The sequence below is a fragment of the Desulfovibrio sp. genome (assembly GCF_034006445.1).
Lineage (GTDB): Bacteria > Desulfobacterota > Desulfovibrionia > Desulfovibrionales > Desulfovibrionaceae > Desulfovibrio.
This window is the reverse complement of sequence record NZ_JAVESS010000012.1, coordinates 46,975-71,038: the sequence shown is the minus strand read 5'-3', so window position 1 is coordinate 71,038 and position 24,064 is coordinate 46,975. Positions and strand designations below refer to the sequence as shown.

General features: G+C 55.7%; 15 protein-coding genes and 1 pseudogene. 7 read left to right on the top strand and 9 right to left on the bottom strand.

The genetic code is table 11. From position 1 onward, the window contains the following. Positions 1-18 precede the first annotated feature (18 nt). From nifE to nifH, 6 genes are all read right to left on the bottom strand, one after another. Positions 19-1,461 (bottom strand): nitrogenase iron-molybdenum cofactor biosynthesis protein NifE, encoded by a 1,443-nt coding sequence (nifE, locus tag RBR41_RS10470; RefSeq protein ID WP_320352522.1) that lies wholly within the window; start codon positions 1,459-1,461, stop codon positions 19-21. Positions 1,462-1,520: 59 nt separating this feature from the next. After that, positions 1,521-2,885, bottom strand: coding sequence for a nitrogenase component 1 (locus RBR41_RS10465; RefSeq protein WP_320352520.1), 1,365 nt, complete (start codon positions 2,883-2,885; stop codon positions 1,521-1,523). A 2-nt stretch (positions 2,886-2,887) separates the two neighbouring features. Beyond that, on the bottom strand, positions 2,888-4,477 hold the full coding sequence (nifD, locus tag RBR41_RS10460) for a nitrogenase molybdenum-iron protein alpha chain (RefSeq protein ID WP_320352518.1): 1,590 nt from the start codon (positions 4,475-4,477) through the stop codon (positions 2,888-2,890). 11 nt (positions 4,478-4,488) lie between these two features. Beyond that, complete coding sequence (locus RBR41_RS10455; protein ID WP_320352516.1) at positions 4,489-4,866, bottom strand: P-II family nitrogen regulator; 378 nt, start codon at positions 4,864-4,866, stop codon at positions 4,489-4,491. 9 nt (positions 4,867-4,875) lie between these two features. Then, positions 4,876-5,202, bottom strand: a complete 327-nt coding sequence (locus tag RBR41_RS10450) for a P-II family nitrogen regulator (RefSeq protein ID WP_320352515.1) — start codon at positions 5,200-5,202, stop codon at positions 4,876-4,878. 153 nt (positions 5,203-5,355) lie between these two features. Then, a complete protein-coding gene (nifH, locus tag RBR41_RS10445; protein ID WP_320352514.1) occupies positions 5,356-6,177 on the bottom strand; it encodes a nitrogenase iron protein in 822 nt (273 codons plus the stop codon). 705 nt (positions 6,178-6,882) lie between these two features. Here nifH and RBR41_RS10440 point away from each other — a divergent pair. The 4 genes from RBR41_RS10440 to RBR41_RS10425 all read left to right on the top strand — a co-directional run bounded on the left by RBR41_RS10440 (position 6,883) and on the right by RBR41_RS10425 (position 12,857). Beyond that, a complete protein-coding gene (locus tag RBR41_RS10440; RefSeq protein ID WP_320352512.1) occupies positions 6,883-8,505 on the top strand; it encodes a sigma 54-interacting transcriptional regulator in 1,623 nt (540 codons plus the stop codon). Between the two features lie 403 nt (positions 8,506-8,908). Continuing rightward, entirely contained in the window at positions 8,909-9,607 is a 699-nt protein-coding gene (locus RBR41_RS10435; RefSeq protein ID WP_320352510.1) for a Crp/Fnr family transcriptional regulator, read from the top strand. A gap of 435 nt (positions 9,608-10,042) precedes the next feature. Further along, positions 10,043-11,938 carry an anaerobic carbon-monoxide dehydrogenase catalytic subunit gene (gene cooS, locus RBR41_RS10430; protein ID WP_320352508.1) on the top strand — a complete coding sequence of 632 codons (1,896 nt, stop codon included), beginning with the start codon at positions 10,043-10,045 and terminating at the stop codon, positions 11,936-11,938. Between the two features lie 118 nt (positions 11,939-12,056). Next, the gene (locus RBR41_RS10425; RefSeq protein WP_320352507.1) at positions 12,057-12,857 is read left to right on the top strand and encodes a P-loop NTPase; all 801 of its coding nucleotides are present in this window, start codon (positions 12,057-12,059) and stop codon (positions 12,855-12,857) included. Positions 12,858-13,021: 164 nt separating this feature from the next. Here the strand turns inward: RBR41_RS10425 and ggt are convergent, their stop codons facing one another. Further along, the gene (gene ggt, locus RBR41_RS10420) at positions 13,022-14,773 is read right to left on the bottom strand and encodes a gamma-glutamyltransferase (RefSeq protein ID WP_320352506.1); all 1,752 of its coding nucleotides are present in this window, start codon (positions 14,771-14,773) and stop codon (positions 13,022-13,024) included. A gap of 490 nt (positions 14,774-15,263) precedes the next feature. After that, a complete protein-coding gene (locus tag RBR41_RS10415; RefSeq protein WP_320352505.1) occupies positions 15,264-17,294 on the bottom strand; it encodes a methyl-accepting chemotaxis protein in 2,031 nt (676 codons plus the stop codon). Between the two features lie 634 nt (positions 17,295-17,928). Here RBR41_RS10415 and RBR41_RS10410 point away from each other — a divergent pair. Further along, positions 17,929-18,765 (top strand): hypothetical protein, encoded by an 837-nt coding sequence (locus tag RBR41_RS10410; protein WP_320352504.1) that lies wholly within the window; start codon positions 17,929-17,931, stop codon positions 18,763-18,765. A 378-nt stretch (positions 18,766-19,143) separates the two neighbouring features. On the opposite strand, the pseudogene RBR41_RS10405 reads toward RBR41_RS10410, so the two are convergent. Next, positions 19,144-19,293: pseudogene (locus RBR41_RS10405) on the bottom strand (IS5/IS1182 family transposase); the annotation flags it as partial. A gap of 252 nt (positions 19,294-19,545) precedes the next feature. Between RBR41_RS10405 and RBR41_RS10400 the strand changes: the two are divergent. Beyond that, positions 19,546-22,455: a CHAT domain-containing tetratricopeptide repeat protein gene (locus RBR41_RS10400; protein WP_320352503.1), complete on the top strand. Its 2,910-nt coding sequence runs from the start codon at positions 19,546-19,548 to the stop codon at positions 22,453-22,455. Positions 22,456-22,586: 131 nt separating this feature from the next. Next, on the top strand, positions 22,587-24,062 hold the full coding sequence (locus RBR41_RS10395) for a CHASE2 domain-containing protein (RefSeq protein ID WP_320352502.1): 1,476 nt from the start codon (positions 22,587-22,589) through the stop codon (positions 24,060-24,062). The last annotated feature ends 2 nt before the right edge of the window (positions 24,063-24,064 follow it).

The following is a 24,064-nucleotide window of genomic DNA, read 5'->3' as shown; positions in this document are numbered from 1 at the left end:
CCAGACATGGCCTTTTGGCTATGCGGGGTTGTCTGACAGGGCCCGGCGCACCAGGTCGGCCTGTACAGAAGCCGTGGCCGCGTAGGAATCGGCCCCTCGCGTGTGTTTCCAGACCGGGCTGCTGAGGGAAAGATTCACCTCGCGGGTGAAGTTTTCCACGCCTTCAAAACCGCCCAGCGCGTGCTTGCGCTCGTGGTTGTGATCGCAGAAGGCAATGCCCAGTTTGTACGCCAGCGGGCGTTCCTTGACGCCGCCCACCAGAATGTCCGCGCCCTTTTCCTTCATGAAGGCTTCCAGTTCCGCCGGGTTGGCGTCGTCCAGAATGACGGTGCCGGGATTCACCAGACCCGCGATGATTTCATAATCTTCGGGCTTGCCGGTCTGGGTGCCCACAAGCACGGTTTCAATGCCCATTTCGTTGAACTGACGGATGAGCGAGATGGCCTTGAAGCCGCCGCCCACAAAGATGGCGGCCTTTTTGCCCACAAAGTGCGGCCTGTAGCGGTCAAGAAAATCCGTGGCCTCCACGGAGCGCTTGCCGATAATGGTCTCTGCGCGGTGCAGGGCCTGCACATCGCCCAGGCGTTCGGCCACCTGCCGCAGGGCCGTTGAGGTGTCTTCAACACCAAAGAAGCTGGCGCGCATCCAGGGCACGCCCAGTTCGTCTTCCATGCGGCGGGCGAGGTACATCATGGAGCCTGCGCACTGCACGATATTGAGCTGGGCGGCCGGAGCCTTGATAAGCGCCTCATAGGCCGCGTCGCCGGTGATGGCGGCAACAACGGGAATGCCCATGGCGCGCAGGTAATTTTTGATGATCCACATTTCCCCGGCCAGGTTGTAATCGCCAAGGATGTTGACGCCCTGCACCTTGGGCTGGCCCGCGTGCGGCAGCATGAGCTGCATGAGGGCGTTGCAGGCCATGCGGTAGCCTGTGGACTTGGTGCCCGAAAAGCCCGGAGCCTTGACCGCGATGACGCGGATGCCGTGCTTTGCTTCGGCCTGGCCGCATACGGCCTCAATATCGTCGCCGATGACGCCCACGATGCAGGTGGCGTACACAAAGATGAGCTTGGGCGCGTAGTTGGCCACGGCTTCGTCAATGGCGGCGGCGAGTTTTTCCGCTCCGCCGAAGACGATGTCCTTTTCCTGAAGGTCGGTGGAAAAACTGTTGCGGTACAGTTCCGACCCGCTGGTCAGGCTGCCGCGAATGTCCCAGGTATAGCTGGCGCAGCCGATGGGGCCGTGCACGATATGAAAGGCGTCGGTAATGGGGTTGAGCACCACGCGCGCACCACAGTACACGCAGGCCCTCTGGCTCACGGCCCCGGCCACGCTGGCCGTGTCGCAACGCATGCCGTTGCCGCCGCAGCCGCCACTGTTCCCCTTTGTGGTATTCGCGCCATGCTCTTCCTTGGTGTGGATGGATTGGCGACGTTCTTCAAGTATTTCAGCAGACATGGGGAACCCCCTCGCGGGGCGGAGCCGTGACGGCCCCGCCCGATTGCGGCCTTGCGGCCCTACATAACAAGTTCCAGATCTTCATCCGCGCAGTGGCGGTCGTATTCGTCCATAAGGGCGTCCGCGATTTTTGTGGCCAGATTGAAGGCCCCGCGGTAGCCCACCATGCTCTGCGAGCCGTGTCCGTAGCGGTCAAGCACGGGAAAGCCCGCCCGCACCAGGGGAATGTTCTCGGCCTTGGCAATCTGCTTGCCGTGCGAGTTGCCCAGCAGAAGATCCACAGGTTCGTTCTTGATGAACTGGTGCAGGTCAAAGAGATCCTTGGCGGCAAAGGCCTGGCACTGCGATTCCTTGCCGTATTCCTTGAACAGGGCCGTGGCCAGCCGCACAAAGGCATCGCCGGGCGTGCCCGTGAGCACATAGGTTGGAGTCATGCCCAGTTCGAGGCAGAAGCGGGTCAGACCGAGCACCGTGTCGGGGTCGCCGTACACAGCCACCTTTTTGCCGTAGAAGTAGGGGTTGGCGTCCAGCATGAGGTCCAGCAGGCGGCCGCGTTCTTCTTCAAGGTAGGGGTCCACATCGCCGCCGTTGAGCGAGGCCAGCGCCATGATGAAGGTGTCGGTGTCCGCCAGGCCGAGGGGCAGGGGCAGCAGGTCGTAGTCCACGCCGCACTTGCGCTTGAGCTGGCTGGCAGGCTCCTCGCTGGTGAGTCGGCCCAGGGCCACCACCTTGCGGCAGGAACCCAGCGCGCGAATCTCATCAGTGGTGGTGCCGCCGTCAGGATACATCTTGTATTTGCCTGTCATGGGGGCGTCCATGACGTTGGAGCAGTCCGGGAACATGATGTTTCTGATCTTCATGCGCTTGAGCATGTGCTTGTATTCGCGGATGTCGCCGGGGTTCACAAAACCGGGAAACACCCCCACCGTTTCCGTGGCCGTGCCCTTGGTGGCCAGATACTTGATGAAGCCCGCCATCATGTTGGCAAAACCCGTGACGTGCGAACCCACGTAGCTGGGCGTGTTGCAGTGCACCACAAGCTTGCCGTCGGGGATGTCCATCTCCTCAATATAGGTATTGAGGTCGTCGCCGATGGTTTCGGAAAGGCAGGTGGTGTGCACGGCAATGATGTCGGGATCGTACACGTCAAAGACGTTCTTGGCGCCCTGACGGATGTTGGGGCCGCCGCCGAACACGCACGCGCCTTCGGTGAAGGAGCTGGAGCAGGCGATGGCAGGTTCCTTGAAATGGCGGCTCAGATAGGTGCGGTGATAGGATACGCACCCTTGCGACCCGTGGCTGTAAGGCATGCAGTTGTGCACGCCAAGGGCGGCGAACAGCGCGCCCACGGGCTGACAGGTCTTGCAGGGGTTGATGAGCGCGCCCGTGCGATTGATGTGGGTCTTGGGTGTGAGGTCGAGCATTACTATTCTCCCACTGTGCCTTGCAGGGTGGCGCGGGTCTTCCAGGGCGGCGTGACCATGTGCCACGCCGGGGTGAAGAAGCCAAGGCAGACGTCTTTGGCGAACTGCACTGCGCCCTTGAAGCCTGCGTAGGGGCCGCTGTAGTCATAGCTGTGCAGCTGACGGGAGAGCGTGCCGGCCTTTTGCAGGGCGTACTTGTCCTTGATGCCGGAGAAAAACATGTCCGGCTTGAGAACTTCCATAAACTTGTCGGCCTCGTACATGTTGAGGTCGTCCACCACAAAGGTTCCCGCGTCCATGTCGCGGATCATGCCGTCGTATTTTTCCAGAGGAATCAGCGCGGCAAGCTTGTCGTATTCTTGCTGGGTGAGATAGGCGTGGTACTTCTTGTCGTCCTTTTCAACCGTGATGTGTTCGATGTTCTTGCTGTCGGCGTCGTCCTTGATGCTGGGGATGACTTCACGGCCTTCATAGTCGTCGCGGTGGCCGAACTCGTAGCCAGCCAGCACGGTGCGCACGCCCAGTTCCTTGAGCAGGCCCTGGTAGTGGTGCGAGCGGCTGCCGCCCACAAAGAGCGCGGCGGTAAGGCCGTCGAGGCGGGCCCTGGCGGCGGCCATTTCGTCCTGAACCTCGGCCAGTTCCTCGGCAATGACCTCTTCCGTGCGCTGGATGAGGGCCGGGTCGCCAAAGTAGGCGGCCATGTGGCGCAGGCTTTCGATGGTGCCTTCAAGACCGATGAAGTTGACCTTGAGCCAGTCAACGCCGTACTTGGTCTTCATCATTTCGGCGATGTAATTGATGGAGCGGTGGCACTGCACAAGGTTGAGGTTGGCCTTGTGGGAACTGGCGATGCGTTCTATTTCACCGTCGCCCGTGAAGACGGAGACCACTTCATAGCCTATCTTTCGCAGTATGCGTTCCTGCTCCCAACCGTCGCCGCCGATGTTGTATTCGCCAAGGATGTTGACGGAATACTTGGTGGCGGGTTCATAGTCGCCCGTGCCGATGACGCGCTTCATGAGGCCGTTGTTGGCGATGTGGTGCCCGGCGGACTGGCTGACGCCCTTGTAGCCTTCGCAGTTGTAGGCCACGCAGCGGATGCCGTACTGCTCTTCAGCCTCGGCGGCCACGGCCTGGATGTCGTCGCCGATAAGACCCACGGGGCAGGTGGCCGCTATCATGATGGTCTTGGGGCTCATGAGCTGCATGATCTCGTCAATGGCGGCCTTGAGCTTTTTTGTGCCGCCAAAAACGATGTCCGGCTCCTGCAAATCGGTGGTGAAGCAGTACTGGATAAAGTTGGGCGCGCCTTCTTCAGCCCTGGCCTTGTTGCGGCGTGTGCCCCAGCTGTAGAAGCCGCAGCCCACGGGGCCATGGGTAATGAGCACCATATCCTTGATGGGGCCGAGCACCACGCCCTTGCAGCCTGCGTAACAGCAGCCGCGGTTGGTCATTATGCCGGGGATGGCGCGGGTGTTGGCCGTGATCTGCTGCGCCTCTTCCGGATTGATGCGGAGCATGTGCTCCTTGCGGTTCTTGAATACCTTGGCGTTATAGCGCTCAAGCACTCTGGCGCTGGCGTCCATAGTCATAACTACCTTCCTTATGCGTCAACGCGCTCGCCCGTACGAACCACGTAGGATTCTTCCACCGACATGACGAATATCTTGCCGTCGCCGGGGTGGGCGGTGCTGTTGGCTTCTATGATGGCCCTGATAACGGCGTCGGCCTTGTCATCGGGCACACAGATGTTGAACAGGCGCTTGGGAATGAGACGGCCAACCTCGGTCAGCGATTCTCCCGTGGGGGTGCGCGGCAGTTCGCCGTTTTCCATAACCATGCGCAGGGTGGCGTTATCCATGCCTTTCTTCCCCCGGCCAAGGCACTTGGCACAGCTGAATGAGGGGCAACCCGCCTTGGTCAGGGCCAGTTTTGTGGGGCCGACCATATTGGCCCGCACAATGGCGACAATCTCCTGCATGGCGGCCTCCTACAAACCGGCCTTGCCGGTGCTGATGGTCCATGCCTCGCTGACGGACGACACAAAGATGCGCCCGTCGCCGTAGTGGCCGTTTTCGCCAGTGCGGGCCACGTGCAGGATAACGCGGATGGCGTCGTCCTTGTCTTCATCGTTGACCACAAGCATGAGCATCTGCTTGGGTATTTCGTCGTATTGCACATCGCCGACCATGATGCCTTTCTGCTTGCCCCGGCCCACCACATCCAGCTTGGTGACCGCAGGAAACCCGGCGGACATGAGCTCGGAAAGCACTTCAGTGGTTTTTTCGGGGCGAATGATGGTGCGGATCATCTGCATTGTGTGTTCTCCCTTGTCTTGCATCGCCTGAAGCAGCTATGCTGCCCCGGCAGTTGGGACCGCCCGGTTTACGGTTCAGGCGCGCGCTGTTTGCGCTGCGCTGTTTCAAGCGGACGGTTGCCTGTGGAATGCGTGGTTCCGTCGCAAAAATTTCTATGCGTCCAGGATGCCGTGTTCCATGAGCAGTTCTTCAAGCCTTTCCTGGCTCAGGGGCTTGGGAACGACGAACATGTCGTTGCCGTCAATCTTTTTGGCCAGGGTACGGTATTCGTCGGCCTGCTCGCAGGAGGGATCGAACTCGATGACCGTCTGCTTGTTGATTTCAGCCCTTTGCACCATGTTGTCGCGGGGGACGAAGTGGATCATCTGGCTGCCGATTTCCTTGGCCACTGCGGCCACAAGCTCGGCTTCGCCATCGACCTTGCGGCTGTTGCAGATGATGCCGCCGAGGCGCACGCCGCCGGTATTGGCATATTTTTTTACACCCTTGCAGATGTTGTTGGCGGCATAGAGCGCCATCATTTCACCTGAGGCCACGATGTAGATTTCCCGGGCCTTGCCTTCACGGATGGGCATGGCAAAGCCGCCGCAGACAACGTCGCCGAGGACGTCGTAGAACACGTAATCAAGGTCTTCGGTGTACGCGCCGAGGCGTTCCAGAAGCCCGATGGAGGTGATGATGCCGCGCCCGGCGCAGCCCACGCCCGGTTCGGGGCCGCCGGATTCCACGCAGCGGATGCCCTTGAAGCCTTCCTTGAGCACCAGATCAAGGTCGATGTCCTCGCCTTCCTCACGCAGGGTGTCGAGCACGCTCTGCTGGGCAAGGCCGCCGAGGATGAGGCGGGTGGAGTCCGCCTTGGGGTCACAGCCCACGATCATGATGTGCTTGCCCATTTCGCCGAGACCGGCATTGAGGTTCTGTGTGGTGGTGGACTTGCCGATGCCGCCCTTTCCGTAAATTGCTACCTGGCGCATGAGAATCCCTCTTGCTTTGATGGTTGCGCGCCTATGCGCTTGTCACGCTTTGTGCAGAAAGTGTGCCCTTTTCATAACACGCTTATATGTTTTATATTATTCGTAAGGACAGGCTTGCCGTGATACTATTTTGTGCTGTAAGAGCTGTGCGCGCCCCTGTGGGGATAATTTTGTCAACATCGAGCTTTCACTGGTAAAATGCGAAAATAATAGTTGCGTTTCAGTTCCCATGATACATTTTTGCAAGATGCGCTGAAGCGGCGTGCAAAACCCTCCTCGACAACGTGAGCAAGGCTGCGCGCGCATTTGCCGCCGCCGCAGCAAAAGCGCCTGCGCGGCATGCGGGCCGGAGTATCGGGTGTGCGGCATGAATATCGGGCCTGCGAAGGAGCACGCCCCAGATTGGGCATGCGGATTTTTTTTGACGTCAGGTCAGCCTGTGGATATATTTCAGGCGAACAAGGAGATCAGCCTTTGGGCAGGCTCCGGCTGGACGCAAGTGCCATGCTGAAATTCTGAGATGTCGCTGTACCTATGGCGCCTTTTGGCTCCACCTCCCCCCAGGGTTCAGTCCGGCAACGGCAGGCGGGCATGCCTGTTGCCGAGCGCCGCATGTTTTCCGACAGGCGGCCGTGGTGTTTCCGCCTTTGGCGCGGATGTCGCCCGTACCGGGAATCCCGGTTCAATCCTGGAAGCGAGGCCACCGTGCAGTGCAACGCGACACCATCCCTGTTGTTTATGAATGCGGGGCAATGTCTCGACACCCTTGATCGGGTGCTGATTGCCCTTTCCCCTGGCCATTCCTTTCAAGAATCCCTGCAGGAGCTACTGGCGGCCCTTGCCGAGGACATGCACTTCGACAGGCCGCACATCGTGGTGCAGGACCCGGACAGCGGCGAGTTGCGGCTGTCTCTGTCCTACGATCAGGCCGACTCCCCGGAGGCGGCCTATGCGCCGGGGTCGGGCATCACGGGGCAGGTCTTTGCCGAGGGGCATCCCATCATTGTGTCCTGTATGCGCGGACGGGCGGATTTCAAGAACCGCATGTTCGGCCGCAGTGAAGAAGAAATGGCCCGCCTGGCCTTTATCTGCGTGCCTGTGCATGTGGAAAACGGCGACAAGTCCGAGGTGGTGGGCATCCTCAGTGCCGATACGCCCACAGCGCCCCAGGACGAACTGGATTTGCGCTGCCGTTTTTTGCAGACAGTGGCCATCCTGGTGGGCAGGCAGGTAGCCTGGCTGCAGGAAGAGCTGAGCAGAAGGCACGCCTGCATACTTGCTGACGAACCCCTGGCCAACGGACTGCCATCATCCATCATCGCCCGGTCAAAAAGCATGCATCACGTGTTGCGACGCCTGACGCAGGCCGGGGCGGGCAAGGCCACGGTGCTGCTGCGGGGCGAATCCGGCGTGGGCAAGGAACTCATGGCGCAGGCACTGCACGCGGCCAGCCCCCGGCGCAATAAACCGCTGGTTATGCTCAACTGCGCGGCCCTGCCGTCGGAGCTTATCGAAGGCGAACTGTTCGGTTGGCGCAAGGGGGCCTTTACCGGAGCCGTGCAGAACAGGGCGGGCCTGTTCCGTCAGGCCGACGGGGGCACGCTTTTTCTGGATGAGGTGGGTGATCTGTCGGCCATAGCCCAGGCCAAGGTGCTGCGGGCCTTGCAGGAAGGCGAGATTCAGCCCCTGGGCGACGAGCGGCGCATCAAGGTGGATGTGCGCCTGGTCTGCGCCACCAACCGCCCGCTGGAAGAACTGGTGGAGCAGGGACTGTTTCGTGAAGACCTGTACTACCGCATCAATGTCTTTCCTGTGTTCATTCCGCCCCTGCGGGAAAGGCCGGAAGACATTTTGCCCATGGTCGAGCACTTTATCGAGATGTTCAGCAAGGAATACGGGCGGCCTGTGCGGCGCGTCTCAACCCCGGCCATTGATATGCTGCTTGCCTACCACTGGCCCGGCAACGTGCGCGAGCTGCGAAACGTGCTGGAAAGGGCGGTGCTTATCTGCGACGACGCCGTGCTGCGCTCGCACCATTTGCCGGGCATGCTCCAGGGGGCAAAGGGCGGCACGCCCATATGGACGACGGGCACTATGGGCCTGACGGAAACCGTGGCCAATGTGGAGCGCGAGCTCATTGTCGCCGCCCTGGCCAAAGCCGGGGGCAACATTCACCAGGCCGCGCGGGATTTGAATATAACATACCGTATTATTTATTATAAAATGAAAAAATACGATATTGACTTCAAAAAGTATCTGCCCCCCAGCATAACAGGTTCAAGGCCGGTGGCGCTGACGCCTGGATCAGAGGCGCGCGGCGTCTCGTAGCGCCGGAGCGGAGCAGTACCTGAGCGGAGCAGTACCTGAGCGGAGCAGCGCCAGAGCGGAGTCTTGCCGGGGTGGTATTGTATAGGCATGAAGTCGGCGACGCCCTCAGCGCGTACTATTCCCGTGGCGTGGCGCATTTCCGGATTTACTCACACAGGGGCATGCTGGCATAGACAGGCCGGCATGCCTCTTTGTGTTGACACTCTTCGTGCAGCGTCTATTCTCTTGGTATCTGCTGCCCAGGTGTTTGCTGACCAAATATTCGCTGTCCTGGCGTCCGCATGGTGTGTCCGCCCTCTTCGGGTTGCGAGCAGGGGCGGCAACAATTCCGGTTGAGGCAAGGCATGAAAACCGTGGCAGCGCCTACTCATGGCAAACAGGGCGAAGAACAAAAGGGGGCTGCATGAAATTCAGCAATATCAATCTGCTTGACGAATTGGCCCGGCCGGAACTGGCCCCCCTGCTGTCTGCCTTTCATGAAAGACGCTATGCCCGGCAGGCCATTATTTTCGCACCCCAATATGACGACGACCTTGCGGAGCAGGAGCCGGACAAAAAGCAGAAGGGCAATTTTGTCTTCATAGTCAAATCCGGGCTGGTGCGCATCTATCTTTCCTATGGCGACAGGGAGTTTACCATTGCCTTTCTCAAGCCCGGCGACCTCTACGTGAGCCACTCCAACGCCTTTGTGCAGGTGCTGGAAGACGCCGTTCTTCTGCTGCTTGATACGCCCACGTTCAACCGGTGCATGATGACCATACCCGAATTTACCGTGCCCATTGTGCGGGTGCTGGGCGGTATGCTGAAAAGCTGTTTCAGCATTATCGACGGCCTCGCCCTGCGCGACGTGACCGTGCGGCTGGCGCGGCTGCTCATGGATCTTGCCCACGAAAATGAAGGTAGCTCAAGTGAAGGCAGCTCAAAGGAGCGGCTTATCCGGCTGCCCCTCTCCGGCGAAATGCTGGCGCAGACGCTCGGCACGTCACGCCAGACCATCTCCACCTTGCTCACCGACTTTACCCGTCTGGGCATCCTGCAAAAAGAGCAGCGCGGCCTGTACCGCATCCTGGACGAAAACCGCTTGCGCGAACTGCTGCATTAAGGAAACGCGCAGTTATTCCGCTTGGCGGGGCTGCTTCACTTTTTTCGAAACAGTCGAGGACGGAAGAGTCCACACCTGTTTGAAAAAAGATCGCGCCTTGCCAAACGAAATACCAGCGCGTTTCCAGGAGGCTCTTTACTCAGTGCTTCCTTACGTCTTTCCGCCCCTGAACGTATCAGTCTGAGCGGCGGCGCGCAGAACCGAAAAACAGATATGCCGCAGGGCGCGCCTGCCTTGCGTTTTTTTGTTTCGCAGCCAGACATCCGTCTCGTTATTTTTCCCGCTGATGCGATGTGGCGGCCCATTTGAAAAGGATTGCTCCCTTTGTCGGGTAGCTGACAGACGAATTCCTTGCGCAATGCTATGTTGGTATCAAAGGCATGCCTCTGCGTGCCCTGCCTGACGGCAGCAACACTCAGCGTGAGCGAGGACAGTATGAAAGACAAGCTGTTAGACATTAACGAAATGTCCATTTGGGATGACGCCAAACACATGCTGGAAAAGGCGCGCAAAGACGGCGTCGAAACCGCATGGGACAGGCTGGCGCAGCAGACGCCGCACTGTCGGTTTTGCGAGCTCGGCACAACCTGCCGTAACTGCGTCATGGGGCCGTGCCGCATCAGCGCCAAGGCCGAACCCGGCGGCAAGCTCTCACGCGGGGTGTGCGGGGCAGATGCGGACGTCATCGTGGCACGCAACTTCGGGCGTTTTATTGCCGGAGGTTCTGCCGGGCATTCCGATCATGGCCGGGACGTCATAGAAACCCTTGAGGCCGTGGTGGAAGGCAAGGCAGCGGATTACCAGATCCGCGATGCGGCCAAACTGCTGCGCATCGCGGCGGAACTGGGCATAGCCGTTGAAGGCCGCGCCATGAACGACGTGGCCGCCGATGTGGTGGACGCCTGTTACAGTGATTTCGGCAGCAGACGCAAAGCAGTGAACTTTGTGTCGCGAGTTCCTGCCAAGCGCAAGGAAATCTGGAATAAGCTGAACATTATGCCGCGCGGCGTTGACCGCGAAATTGCCGAAATGATGCACCGCACCCATATGGGCTGCGACAATGACGCGCCCAACACCATGCTGCACGCAGCCCGTTGCGCCTTGTCCGACGGATGGGCCGGGTCAATGATCGCCACCGAGCTGTGCGACATCCTTTTTGGTACTCCCACTCCGCGCAAGTCCACGGTGAACCTGGGCGTCATCAAAAAGGACACCGTCAACATCCTGGTACACGGGCACAACCCTGTTGTTTCCGAAATGATACTTATGGCCGCCCGTGAGCCGGAAATGGTCGAACGCGCCAAAAAGGCCGGGGCACAAGGCATCACCGTGGCCGGTCTGTGCTGTACGGGCAACGAACTGCTCATGCGTCAGGGCATCCCCATGGCGGGCAACCATCTGATGACCGAGCTGGCCATTGTGACCGGCGCGGTGGAAGCCGTGGTGGTGGACTACCAGTGCATCATGCCGAGCCTTGTGCAGATTTCGGCCTGTTACCACACCCGCTTTATTGATACTGCCGCCAAGGCCCGCTTTACCGGGGCCATTCACATGAATTTTACGCCAGAGAACGCGCGCGAAGAGGCGCACAAAATCCTGAACATGGCCATTGACGCTTTTGCCGAGCGCGATCCCGGCCGGGTGGACATTCCCGTGGAGCCGGTGGACATCATGACCGGATTTTCCAACGAGGCCATTCTTGAAGCCCTGGGCGGTTCGCTCGAACCCCTGCTGGACGCCGTCAAGGCGGGAACCGTGCGCGGCTTTGCGGCGGTGGTGGGCTGCAACAACCCCAAGGTCAAGCAGGACTCGGCCAATGTGGGCATCATCAAGGAACTCATCAAGAACGACATCCTGGTGCTAGTGACAGGCTGCGTGACCACGGCGGCGGGCAAGGCCGGGCTGCTGATGCCCGAGGGGGCCCAAATGGCCGGGCCGGGGCTGCGCAGCCTGTGCGGTGCGCTGGGCATACCGCCCGTGCTGCATATGGGCAGCTGTGTGGACAATGCCCGCATCATGCAGCTGTGCGCGCTGATTGCCAACAGCCTTGGCGTGGATATTTCGGATCTGCCCGTGGTGGCCTCCGCGCCGGAATGGTACTCTGAAAAGGCAGCGGCCATTGGCCTGTATGCCGTGGCCAGCGGCGTCTACACGCATCTGGGCCTGCCGCCCAATATTCTGGGTTCGGAGTTGGTGACGGATATAGCCCTGAACGGTCTGGAAGGTCTGGTGGGCGCATCCTTTGTGGTGGAATCTGACCCGGTGAAGGCGGCGGATCTGCTGAACCAGCGCATCACAAGCAAGCGTCTGGCGCTTGGCCTGAAAGCGTAAGACACTACAATCCGACATTGCGCCGTGGCGGCCAAGGCGCGAACTTTTGCCGCCACGGTCAGCAAGCCTGTTGACGATGCGCCGGGTTCTTTCACGCCAAACTGTTTCAGGAGTTGTTATGAAGATTGCTGTTTCCGGCAAGGGGGGCGTGGGCAAGACCACCATGACGGCCTGGCTTGGCGATTACCTCGCGCGCCAGGGGCATAACGTGTGGCTGGTGGATGCGGACACGGCTTTGTCCCTTGGGCAGGCCTGCGGGCTGGACATGGCCGCACTGCCCATTGCTCTGAGCCAGCGGCCCGAGCTTGTGCAGGAGCGCATACGGCCAGCGGGGCAGGGCGGCATGATGATGCTGAACCCGCATGTCAGCGATTTGCCTGAAATACTTTCCGCCCCCTTGAAGGTCTGCGGGCCGCCCCTGGGCGACAGGCCCGTGGGCGAAAAGCGCCTGCTGGTTATGGGGGCGCTCACGTCGGCCAATGGCGGCTGCGCCTGTGAAGCCAGCGCCCTGCTCAAGGCCTTGCTGGCGCATCTGGTGCTGGAGCGCAATGACTGGGTTCTCGTGGATATGGAAGCCGGGGTGGAGCACCTTGGTCGCGGCACGGTGGCGCATGTGGACCACCTGCTTGTGGTTTCGGAGCCGAGCATGCGTTCACTGCAGACAGCGGGGCAAGTGTCGCGCATGGCTGCGGATCTTGGCCTGAACAGGCAGACGCTGATTCTTAACCGGGCCAGCGCCGGGCAGGCCGTAAATCTTCCCGCTCTGGAACATTTGCCGGAACGCCGTGTAGCCCTGCCCGTGATTGATCAATTGAGCGAAAAGCAGTTGCATTCCGCCAGTGTGCTGGGTCTGGATCAGGACGCGCAGCACAAGCTGGATGCCTTTATGGAAAACCTGCTGCGCCAGATTGAGCAGTAATTATGAGAGGGGGCAGCGGCACAACAGCCAACGGCGCTGCCCTCAACGCGGACGATATTTTGTGTTGTGATTTAAGTGTCTTATACATGTTGAAGTTTGTGCGGGAGGAGACCCCTTTGCAAAAGGGTCTTCTCCCGCACAAGGCATTTCAAAGGGACAGCGCCCTAATACGCAGCGGCAAGCCCGTCGCCACGGGGGTCGGTCGCGCCCTGAAGCACGCCGCTGGCCTGATCCACAAGAATGGCCCCGGCATGCCCCATGGTGTCGGTGTAGTCCTCGACCGAGCGCACAGGATGGCCGCGACGTTGCAGCTCATCCACGACATTTTTGGGGATCCGCCCCTCAAGCTTGAGGTCATTGGAAGCAGCGCCCCAGGTGCGGCCATAGAGCCAGCGTGGCGCGGATATGGCCTCTTGCGGCGTCATGCCGAAATCGACCACGCGGGTGACAATGGCGGCCTGGGTCTGGGGTTGGCCTTCGCCGCCCATGGTGCCGTAAACCAGAAAGGGTTTGCCGTTTTTGAGCAGCATGGCGGGGTTGAGCGTATGGAACGTACGCTTGCGTGGCTCAAGATGGTTCACGTGGTTTGGATCAAGCGAAAAGAAGCTGCCCCGGTTCTGCAGCAGCACGCCCGTGCCGCCCGCGACAATGCCCGATCCGAAGTCGTGATAGATGCTCTGGATCAGTGAAACGGCATTGCCTTCAGAGTCCACAACGCCAAGCCAGATGGTGTCGCCCTTGGGGTCAAGGGGCGTCACCTTTTCAGCGGCCTTGTCCATACGGATGCGCGCGGCCTGCTCTTTGCCATGCTGGGCAGACAGCAGATAATCCAGAGGAATCTTAACAAAGTCAGGGTCAGAAAGGTATTTGTCGCGGTCGGCAAAGGCTTCTTTTGTGGCTTCAATCACGGCATGATAATAGTCTGCCGTGCCTTCGCCCATGGCCTTGATGTCAAAATTGTTCAGCACGTTCAGGATTTCCAGCGAAGCCATGCCCTGGGTGTTGGGGGGGAAGTTCGCCGCCTTGTAGCCCCGGTAATCGGCGTAGATGGGCTTTACCCAATCCGCCTTGTGCGCCGCAAAGTCGCTGAGCGTCAGCAAGCCGCCGTTGGTCTGCAAATCTGCCACAATACGCTTGGCAATGTCGCCCGTGTAAAATTCTTTGGAGCCTTTGTCGGCAAGTTGGCGCAGCGTGCCAGCCAGTTCGGGCAGACGCATGACCTGGCCCACCGTGTACGGGCTGCCGTCAGGGTGCAGATAGGTTTTGCGGAAGGCGTCAAACCGCTGCAGGTTACGAAATTCAGAGTCGGCAGGATTGGTGTTGATCTTGCTCCAGAACGCCAGCGAGGTGCTGACAGGAAAGCCCTTGTCGGCATAGTCAATGGCCGAGGCCAGCAGGTCTTTCCAGCGCAGGGAACTCTTCATGTTGCCCTTGCTGTATTCGTACGCCGCGCCCCAGCCCGAGACAACGCCGGGAACAGTGTTGGCTGCCAGATAGCCGCGTGAAGGAATTTTGGAGACACCCTTGGACTTGTAAAAATCAATGGTGGCTTTTTCGCCGGAGCGGCCGCTGGCGTTCAGGGCCTTCAGTTCACCGGTTTTGGCATTGTAGATCAACCAGAAGTTGTCGCCGCCCAGTGTGCACATCTGCGGATAGACCACCGCCAGTGTGGAGGCCGTGGCAATGGCTGCGTCTACAGCGGTTCCGCCTTTGCGCAGGATCTCCAGTCCGGCCTGGGAGGCAAGGTAGTTGGGCGAGGTGACAATGCCCCGCGTGCTTAGCGGGTTTGTGGCGGCTGAGATGGTGGCCGTATACTGGGGCACGTCTTGCGCAGGGCTTGTGGTGGCCGGCGACAGCAGGCCACAGGCCAGCATGATCGGCAATGTCTTGCGTTTTGCCAGAGACAGAAAACTCATGAACATCTGGTACTCCTTCTCGAACTGGATGATTGCGTAACGCTGTCTCGAACAAGTGCATTATTTATTCCATTTGAAATAGTGTTTATTTGTAGTGTGTTGAAAGATTCTAGCGTCGCAATGCAAGACAATTTTGTATTGTATTCGCGTCGCTGAAACGTTTTTGTTGCAGGGTTTCCTGCCCATGGTGGAGCGAGATGCGCGCGGAAAATTGCTGTTTGGGGTTTTGTAAGCAATCCACGTGAGCAATAATGGACGTGCCTTCTCATGGCCCGCCCCCAGCCCAGAATATCTTTTTCAGGGTATCGCCGACCGTTTTCTGCGTGAGTGCAATGCTGTAAAAGCCTTTTCTGCCAACCACAAAATGCCCCCATCGGGCACAACGTTCAGCCGGGTTGGCCATGCGTTGTCTGCTCCGATGGGGGCATATGCAGGTTTGAGCCAATGGCGGCATTCCACTTTTATAAGAATGCCGCAATCAGGCAGCCGATCAGGATTTTTTCAGGCTTTCCACCAGATCCATAAGGCTCTGCGTCTGCTGGCGCAGGGCATCAATCTCATGCATGGCCACCTTCATGGATTCTGACGTATTGCCGGTCAGATAGTTCACATCGCTAATGGACTTGTTGATCTCGTCGCTCACGGCGGACTGCTGTTCGCTGGCTGTGGCGATGGCGCGCACTTCGTCAGCTGTCTTGTCCACCATGCCCACGATCTCATGCAGAGACTGGCCGGATTTATTGGAATATTCCGTGGCTACAGCGATATTGTTCACTGCTTCGTCAACCTGCTGAATGCTTTGCGCCGCACTGGACTGGATAGCCCGAATGGCCTCGGCCACATCTGTGGTGGATGTCATGGTTTTTTCCGCCAGCTTGCGCACCTCGTCAGCCACGACGGCAAATCCCCGGCCGGCATCGCCTGCGCGGGCAGCTTCAATGGCCGCATTGAGGGCCAGCAGGTTTGTCTGGTCGGCTATGTCGGAAATGACGCCCATGATGCGGCTGATGGCCCTGGCATGCTCGTCAAGCTGGGTCATGCCGCCCTTGAGGCCCAGCGATTGCTGCTGCACCTGCTGGATGCTGGATACGGCCTGCGAAACCACGCTGGAGCCTGCTTCTGCCAGTTTGCGCGCCGCATCTGAAATGTCCGCAGCGCCGCCAGCATTGTGGGCAACAGCAAGCACCGTGGAATTCATCTCATCCATGGCAGACGCTATTTCGGCAAGCTTTGACACTGCCCGGCTCAGGGCGATATCGGTATTTTCCACCTGCTCGGCAATGTCTGAAACAGAATGGCTGAGTTTGGAGGTAACTTCTTCAATATGCGCCGCCGCGCTTGACATGCCGTCACGTTTGGCTTGCTCCGCCCTTACCTTGGCCTGTTCGGCTTCCTGCATGGCTTTGCGGCAGGTTTCGCCGATTTTTTCGGCTTCTTTGGCTTTTTCCGTTGTTTCAATCACCAGCGTGCGCAGATTTTTTTCCATGCCGCGCAAGGCATCGGCCAGCAGGCCCATGTCGTCAGAACCGCGCACCGTCAGCACGCTGTCCTGTTTACCGTCGGCCACGTCAAGGGCATATTTTGTAATTTTGCGCATCGGCGCGCTGACACGCAAGCCGACGAAGACTGAAATGGCCAGTTGCACCAGCAGCAAAGCGGCGGCCACGGTGATGGCCGTAAACACAGCTTCATTTTCAAGCTTTTTCAGTTCGCTTATGGGCGCTCCGGTAAACCACATGCCCACAATTTTTCCATCGGCAGCCGTCACCGGCCAATATGCGGACTGATACGGAACACCAAGGATGTTGTCGTGCACAAAAACCGTTTCGCCACGCTCAAGCACGGCGTCAGTGACGTTCGGGGCCTCAAGTTTTGTACCCACGGCACGCTTGTTGTCCAAAAGAATGGTTGTCATGACGCGCGTATCCCCCTTGAAGATGGTGACGGCGGCTCCAGCAAGCTGGCTGAGCCAGTCCAGATAATCAGGGGTGGTGAGCGATACGCCGATGGATATGGTTCCCACCAGGCGTCCTTCGTAAAAAACAGGCTGCGATGCGCGCAAGGTGAAGGGATTGAGCGGGCCTGTCACCACAGCCTGCGCAGGCTCGCCCCTCATGGCTTTGGCGACGGTTTCCTGATTGGCGATGCTGTCGCCGTATTTGCCCTTGGCATGCCCCCGCGAAAGAACGATGCCCTGGGCATCCGTCACAGACATAAAGTCTGAATTGGCCATCTTCATGGCCTTTTCAGCAAGAGTGAACACTTCGTCATGATCCTTGACAGCCATGGCGCGACCCAGGTGCTCGTTGTCGGCAATAAGGGCGGCATTTTGGGCAAAGCGCTGTATGGTCATCTCATTGGAGGAATGAACAATATTCTGCATGCGGTGTATGCTGTTGCGCAATTCTTCATGTATCGGCTTTTTCATGTAGTAGATGGATACAAACAAAACAACAGCGCAACAGGTAATGAGGGCTGAAAACAGAGAACCGACATATTTGTGGGTAAGGCTCAAACGCATCTACCACTCCTTATGCTTTAGGCATATCGAAATTATGTCATTGCTTCAATAAAATACACTGTAGGTGTGCATAGCAGAATATAAATTGTTACAAAGGCGACTCCTTATAAAAGTCTGGGCAAAAGAAAAAATAGTTGTGTTGTAATGCAGATAAGATTTGTCAAGCATAATAAATTATCCTGAGCGAGGCGTCTTAAAATACCGCATAGCTGGGGGGGATAATTGTTTGGAGCGTACTATAGAATGCATTATTGCCAGAGTCAAAAGAATAGATAAAAAAACGAACAAAAATATCGCGCGCTACCCAATGCGCGAAAGCAAGAGTTGGCGGCGAGACTTCGCAAATGGCCTCGCAGGTGGCGTGATGGCGAAACAGGGCGCGGTGAGGGCGAGGTGTTTGACGGTAAACCGCATCTGCGGGGAAAACAGGCAATGGCGCAATCACGGTAAGCCACTTCTGCCGGGGCTGTGGGGTCTTTGGGGGCTGCGGCCTACGGCGGCGTCTGCTGTAGTCCTAAAGAAATAGCCCCTCTCCTGAGTGGTGGGTGCCAGGGGGGCGCTACATCAGTTGCAGTTTATACTTTTAGGGGATATTTTTATAAGTAAAGTTATTATTTTTAAGCTGGAGAGGAAAATGAAAAGGCACTCGTGGGAAAGCACCGCTGAACAAACAATAGAGAGATTACAGAATGAACTATTGACGGCACGGTACGTTATTTTGCATTTGATGCCGGAGAATCTTCATAAACTGCTAACATCATATTATAATTGTAAATCAAGGGAAGATACGTACCATTGGGAAAATCTGATTGCGGAAAAACTCTTGGAATATGTTGAAATTATTCCGTATCATCCCGTATATGGAAGGGAAAGAGCGTACTGCCCTCTTTGTGGAGAAGGAAGTGATGCGCCTTACGAAGAAGGGTATGCGCTTCCAGAGGGCTTGCGGCGTCACATCGCTGGAGAAGGTAATACAAAGAAATGCCCTGTTGTTGAGCAAATCCGGCATTTGGCTGTGGATCACTGGGATCGTATGTTTGCCGAAAAGGAAAGACTCGAAAGAGAAGAATCTGCCAAAGTTTTGGAAGCTCGTCGGGCTAATGAGACGCTATATATTGTTTCTCCCCATGAGAACTCTAAATTAATTGATGAAATTGGTTGGGGGTGGGCTCCGCATCGGGATAGCGAACAACTTCAGTGGGCAGAATCGAGGCTTCATGAATTAGGGGTAAAGAAAGTTGTTGCGGATAGGGTGGTAAGCTACATTTATGAGGAAGGGGAACTTTGTATCTACGCCAACCCCATTAAACAGAAAAATATTGAATTTTGCGCCTACAAAATGTCTTCAAAGCGTCGTGCAGGCCGTAGCCATCTTTGCTATGTTTTGCCTGATAGATATGTGAACGGATTGAGAGATAAATTTGAAAAATACATTCTTGATGCTAAAGAAAAGCTAAAAATTCTAAAGTAGAATTGTATCATTATGAGCCGTTAGTAGTGTCGTTTTGATAAAAGAGCATCGCCTTTGTTGCTCCTCCTGTGAATTCTGTTGGACAGTGATAATACTTCTGAAATCGCTATAATTTGCGCAATAATGGTTTGAAAGGCAATAATTTATCAATCGAACCGCAAATCGAACCACAAGCCTCAAGCCATAAAAAACAGGCTGTCATGCAGTTGAGCATAACAGCCTGTAGTTATTTATTAATGGCGGAGAGGGTGGGATTCGAAAAATAGAGCAACTGCCTTAAATATCAATATAAATATTTTGTGAAAAAAGATCATATACGGTTTCATATCCAGATATTTGTATCCCTTTTAATTGAACAGGGACCGAGTGAATATCCTGGGTACGCATAACCCAGAACACTGCGTCGATAAATTGTCTGTTGTCCTGCGCAATCCCACCCGAACTTCCTTGTCTCCCTGGCAAATGGGGCTCAGGCTTTTTCCATGCCTCATCTGAAGTGTCATGGCGCCGGTGTGCTGGAGTCGTCATTATCACCTCAGCAGCACAACGCTTGCTTGATAAGTGTAATGGCATCATCGCCAAGTTTGAGGCCCGCTGGTACTCACATTGGCGATGGAGGCAACACTGTTGAACCCTCTGGCAACATGGAAGGGCCAGAAAATTTTTGCTTTATGAAAAATGGTAGGTTGGTTACGATTCCTAACATCAATCAGCATATTCATCGATGTAGTTTGTTTGTTACAGTCGCTATGCCTTCAACCCTGATGCGGAGAGCAAATCATGCGGCGGATACTTTTAATTATTGCCATAGTAATTGTTTCATATTTTTCATATTTTGTTGTTATAACGGCTAGAAATGATTTCGAAGTTATGGAGCTAAGAGCAAAAAAACTATATGATGCAGGAAGGCATGCAGATGCCATAGAGATGATTAAAAAAAATAGGGCGAAATTCGAGAAAAAATTGGGCAAGCAACATCCTTGGGTAGCCTTGTCGTCCGACGTATTGGCACGGCTATACATCGCTGCTGGCGACTATAAACAAGCAGTAGAGTGTTGTGAACAAGCCCTAGCCCTTCAGGAAATGAACGACCAATCCAAACCAAAAGAGGTTGTGTCCACACTAATATTGCTTTCTGAGGCGTATCTTGCCGAAGGAGAATTTTTTAAGGCCGAGCCCCTGATGCAACGGGCACTAGAAATAAATGAAAAAAATTTTGGCCCGGACAATATGATAGCTGCCACTATTTTGAACAATCTTGGACTATTATATACGGGAATTGCCCGCTATGACAAAGCCGAAATATTCCTCCAACACTCATTGTCGATCACTGAAAAGCTGAATCCTGAAGATCCTGAAATTGCTACTACATTAGGAAATCTGGGCAATGTATATTGCAAAGTAAGCGCATATGAAAAAGCTGAGGCGATAGTTAAACGTGCAATACTGATACGTGAAAAGAAGCTCGGCCCAGATCATCTTACCCTCGCACCATCTCTTAGTGCTTTGGCAGTGATCTACGTGAGGAAGTATGCATATTCCGATGCCTTACAACTGATGGAGCGCGCCTTGGCAATCGCTGAAAGCAAACTTGATCCGTGGCATCCTGAATTGGCGAACTACTTGGGTTTGCTAGGAGTTTTACACTGCGATCTAGGCGAATACGCAGAAGCCGAAGTCTTTTATCTGCGGGCTTTAGAAATTCAGAAAAAAGCTCTTGGGCCAAATCATCCAGATTTTGCAATGATCCAAGGCAACCTTGGAGTGCTTTATAGGCGGATGGGTGAAGCAAGCAAGGCAGAATATTTTTATAGAACCGCCCTGGAGATCAGTGAAAAAAAACTGGGATCAGAACATCCACAGGTCGCAAGCAATCTACTTAACCTGGCAACCGCGCTGGTAGCTCAGGACAAGCAGGATCAAGCCCTCCCTCTCATGCAACGTGGACTAGACATCGAAAAAGAACTCATTGATCAGGTCATGGGCATGATATCAGAAGCCCAAAAAATTGCTTTTTTGTCTAATATGCGTGTTTGGTTTGACGTGTACATGACAGTTGTCGCCACTCAGGTCCCCACAAACAGAGCGGCGAGGGATCATGCTTTTGCAGTTTGGCTCAAACGTAAAGGCGCGGCCCTCGAAGCCCAGCGGCAGTTTCGTGAAGCCCTGATTCAAGCAGGTGATCCACAGGGCAAAATTTTGTTTGAAAGACTCGCGCAACTTTGTACCGAGGTCACGGAACTTACCTTTATGGGGCCAAGAGAGGGGTCGGCTGAGGCTCATCAGGCTCGTTTGGCAGAACTCAAAAAAGAGCAGGCGGATATAGAAGCAGAATTGGCAAAGTGCAGCCAAAACTATGCCCGTGACCGCAAACGGCGCCAAGTAGATGCGGCAACAGTTGCAAAGGCTCTTCCTGCCGGTTCGACCCTGGTGGATTTTGCCAAGATCGATATCTATGATTTCAAGGCCGCGGACATCTGTGAAAGCTGGAAGCCTTCACACTATATCGCCTTTGTGCTGCCAGCAGGCAACCCTGATAGTCTGACTCTCATTGATCTGGGTGAGGCTACGCCCATTGAGCAGGCCGTAGCAGCACTGCGCCTTGCCCTGCAAGACGGGCAGAATCCAGAAGCTATCGCCCTGTTTGGCCACAGGCTGAACAGGCTAGTGTTTGCACCACTGGCAACAGGCATCGGGAATGCCAAAAACATATTCATATCCCCAGACGGGGTTTTGAACCTCATCCCCTTTGAAATTCTGCGAGACAGCAATAACCGCTTGCTGATCGAAAAGTATACGTTCAACTATGTCTGCTCTGGTCGTGACCTTGTGGCTATGGACGACGTCCCCGCAGCCAAGGGACGCTCCCTCGTTCTGGGTGACCCGGACTTTGACATGGATGCCCACGCTACCAGCGCGTCCAACGCCGCATCCGGCCACATGGCAGAAGCTACCCAACCAGGCCGCACCTTTCAGCGCTCAGCCGATCTGCGGGCATTGACATTGAACCCTTTGCCCGCCACCCGGGTAGAAGCAGAGGCCGTGGCCAAAATGATTGGCGAAAATGCCCGCCTTCGTGTCGGGGCAGACGCGGTGGAGAGCGAACTTCAAAAGGGTCCGGCCCCGCGTTATCTACATCTGGCCACTCACGGTTTTTTTCTTTCGGATCAGGAAATGCAAGACACTCTGAATTCTCGTGGGCCAGAGGTTTTGAGCCAGTTTTCTTCGTTTTCAGGTTTGACTTCCGACCCTGCCCGGCACTACGAAAATCCCCTGGCGCGTTCAGGCATTGCATTGGCGGGGGCCAACACCGCCCTCAAGGGTATGGGAATTGATGGCATTGTCACCGCAGAAAAATTCTTGACTATGCCCATCAACGGCACGGAAATTGTCGTGCTATCTGCCTGCCAAACGGGGCTTGGCGACGTAAAAACAGGCGAAGGGGTTTTTGGGCTGCGCCGGGCCATTACCCAGGCTGGTGCCAAGGGAATGGTCATGAGCATGTGGTCTGTGCCCGATAAGGAAACGCAGGAACTGATGGAATTTTTTTATGACAATCTGGCAAAGGGCATGCCCAAGGCCCAGGCCCTGCGACATGCGGCATTGAAAGAGCGCGATATAACAAGAAAACGGTTCAATTCTGATAATCCATTGTACTGGGGAGCTTTTATTTATATTGGCGATAAATAGTTGCATCCATGCCCTAATTTTTGTGAATGCTGCATTCCAGCCATCGATGGAAAAAAGTTTGCAGTCGCTTTTAACCTGGATAGAGATGTTCACTTTAGGTGTTTGGCTTATTTGCACGGAGAAAATCAGCCATGTCGAACAGGTTAAAACAGCTATGGAACAAGGTGTACCCTTTAGGAAAGGTCATCGAGGACACCTTTCCTTTAACAGTACTGATCGGGCTGATTTCAAAAGTCGTGAACAGGTTCGCGCCAGAATGTATAAAGACGCGCTGGTCAGAACTTGGCAAGAATAAACGCTACTTGCTGGCCGCCACCCTGCTTGGAGCAAGCAGCCTGTTGATCTTGAGCAGTACTCCCCTGAATTTATGGATGCAGGCAAAGGTGGAAAGAATTCAAGACTGGGTTATTGCCATGGATTTTGGCACCCATAGCGACAGTGGAGAAGGTTCGGGCAAGCTCGAACACTTATATGCTTTTGTTGATATGGACGAAAACACTTACCGTTCCTGGGGCGAGCCGTTTTTAACCCCAAGAGACAAGCTGGCCTGCCTCATAAAAACCATAGCCGCAGCGCAACCCAGCCTGGTCATTGTGGATGTTGACCTTGCCCGCTCCAATCAGGAGGCCCCAGAGCGTGACGGCGAGCTCCAAAAAACCTTGGCACAGCTGCCCGCAGGGCCACCAATCATTCTTGTCAAATCGCTGCGCAAAAGTGCTGATCCAAACAAGCCCCCAACTGTGCGGCAGAGTTTTCTGGATAAGACTGTGGCTGAGTCCGACAGGTTGTATTGGGCCTTTCCCATATTTTTGCGAGACGACAGCCACAGTATTCGGCGCTGGAAGATCGCGGTGTGCGCTGCCCAAGATAACAAAACGGCGCTTTTACCTTCTGTGCAGCTGTTGGCCTACGCGCTGCAATCGCGTGGCCCAAATGGGAATTTATTGGAGGAAATGACAGCCCAGTTACAAGACGCCGAGGGCTTTTGCTCCAGCCCGGACGGGGGCAGGCGCAATTCTCTGGTCGTAGGTGAGCAGGTCTTTTCCCTTGATGAAGATGGACAGGAAAATCGGATTTTTTATTCCATGAAGCCGGGCACAGCGCCCCCTCAAATTATTGACGGAGCACAGGCAAGGCCCCTCCTTATCACACTGCCCGCTCATTCACTTTGTTCGGGCAACGTGCAACCTTTTTTGAACGACATGCTGCACGGCAGAATTGTAATAATCGGTGCAAGTTTTGACGACAGCTTTGATATTCATGAAACAACACTAGGTCCCTTGCCCGGGGCTGTCATCATCCTCAACTCACTCCGCTCACTTTTCACCTATGGCGTGCAGCATTCTCTACCGTGGCCAGTCAGGGTACTGTTTTGCATAGGGTTAATCGTCTTGTCCGCATGCTGTTTTCTGTATCTCAATCATCTATGGGGAGAAATACTGTCTTGGTTGTTTGCAATAATGGGTTTACCTTTGGTTTTTTGGGCCTATCGACAAGGATACTTTTTCGATTTTGTAATTTTTCTTGTCACAATACCAATTCTCAAGATAATGAGAAAAATTTCAGAAAAGGAAAATGCTCACCATAACCAAAACAAAGGTCAATAGCT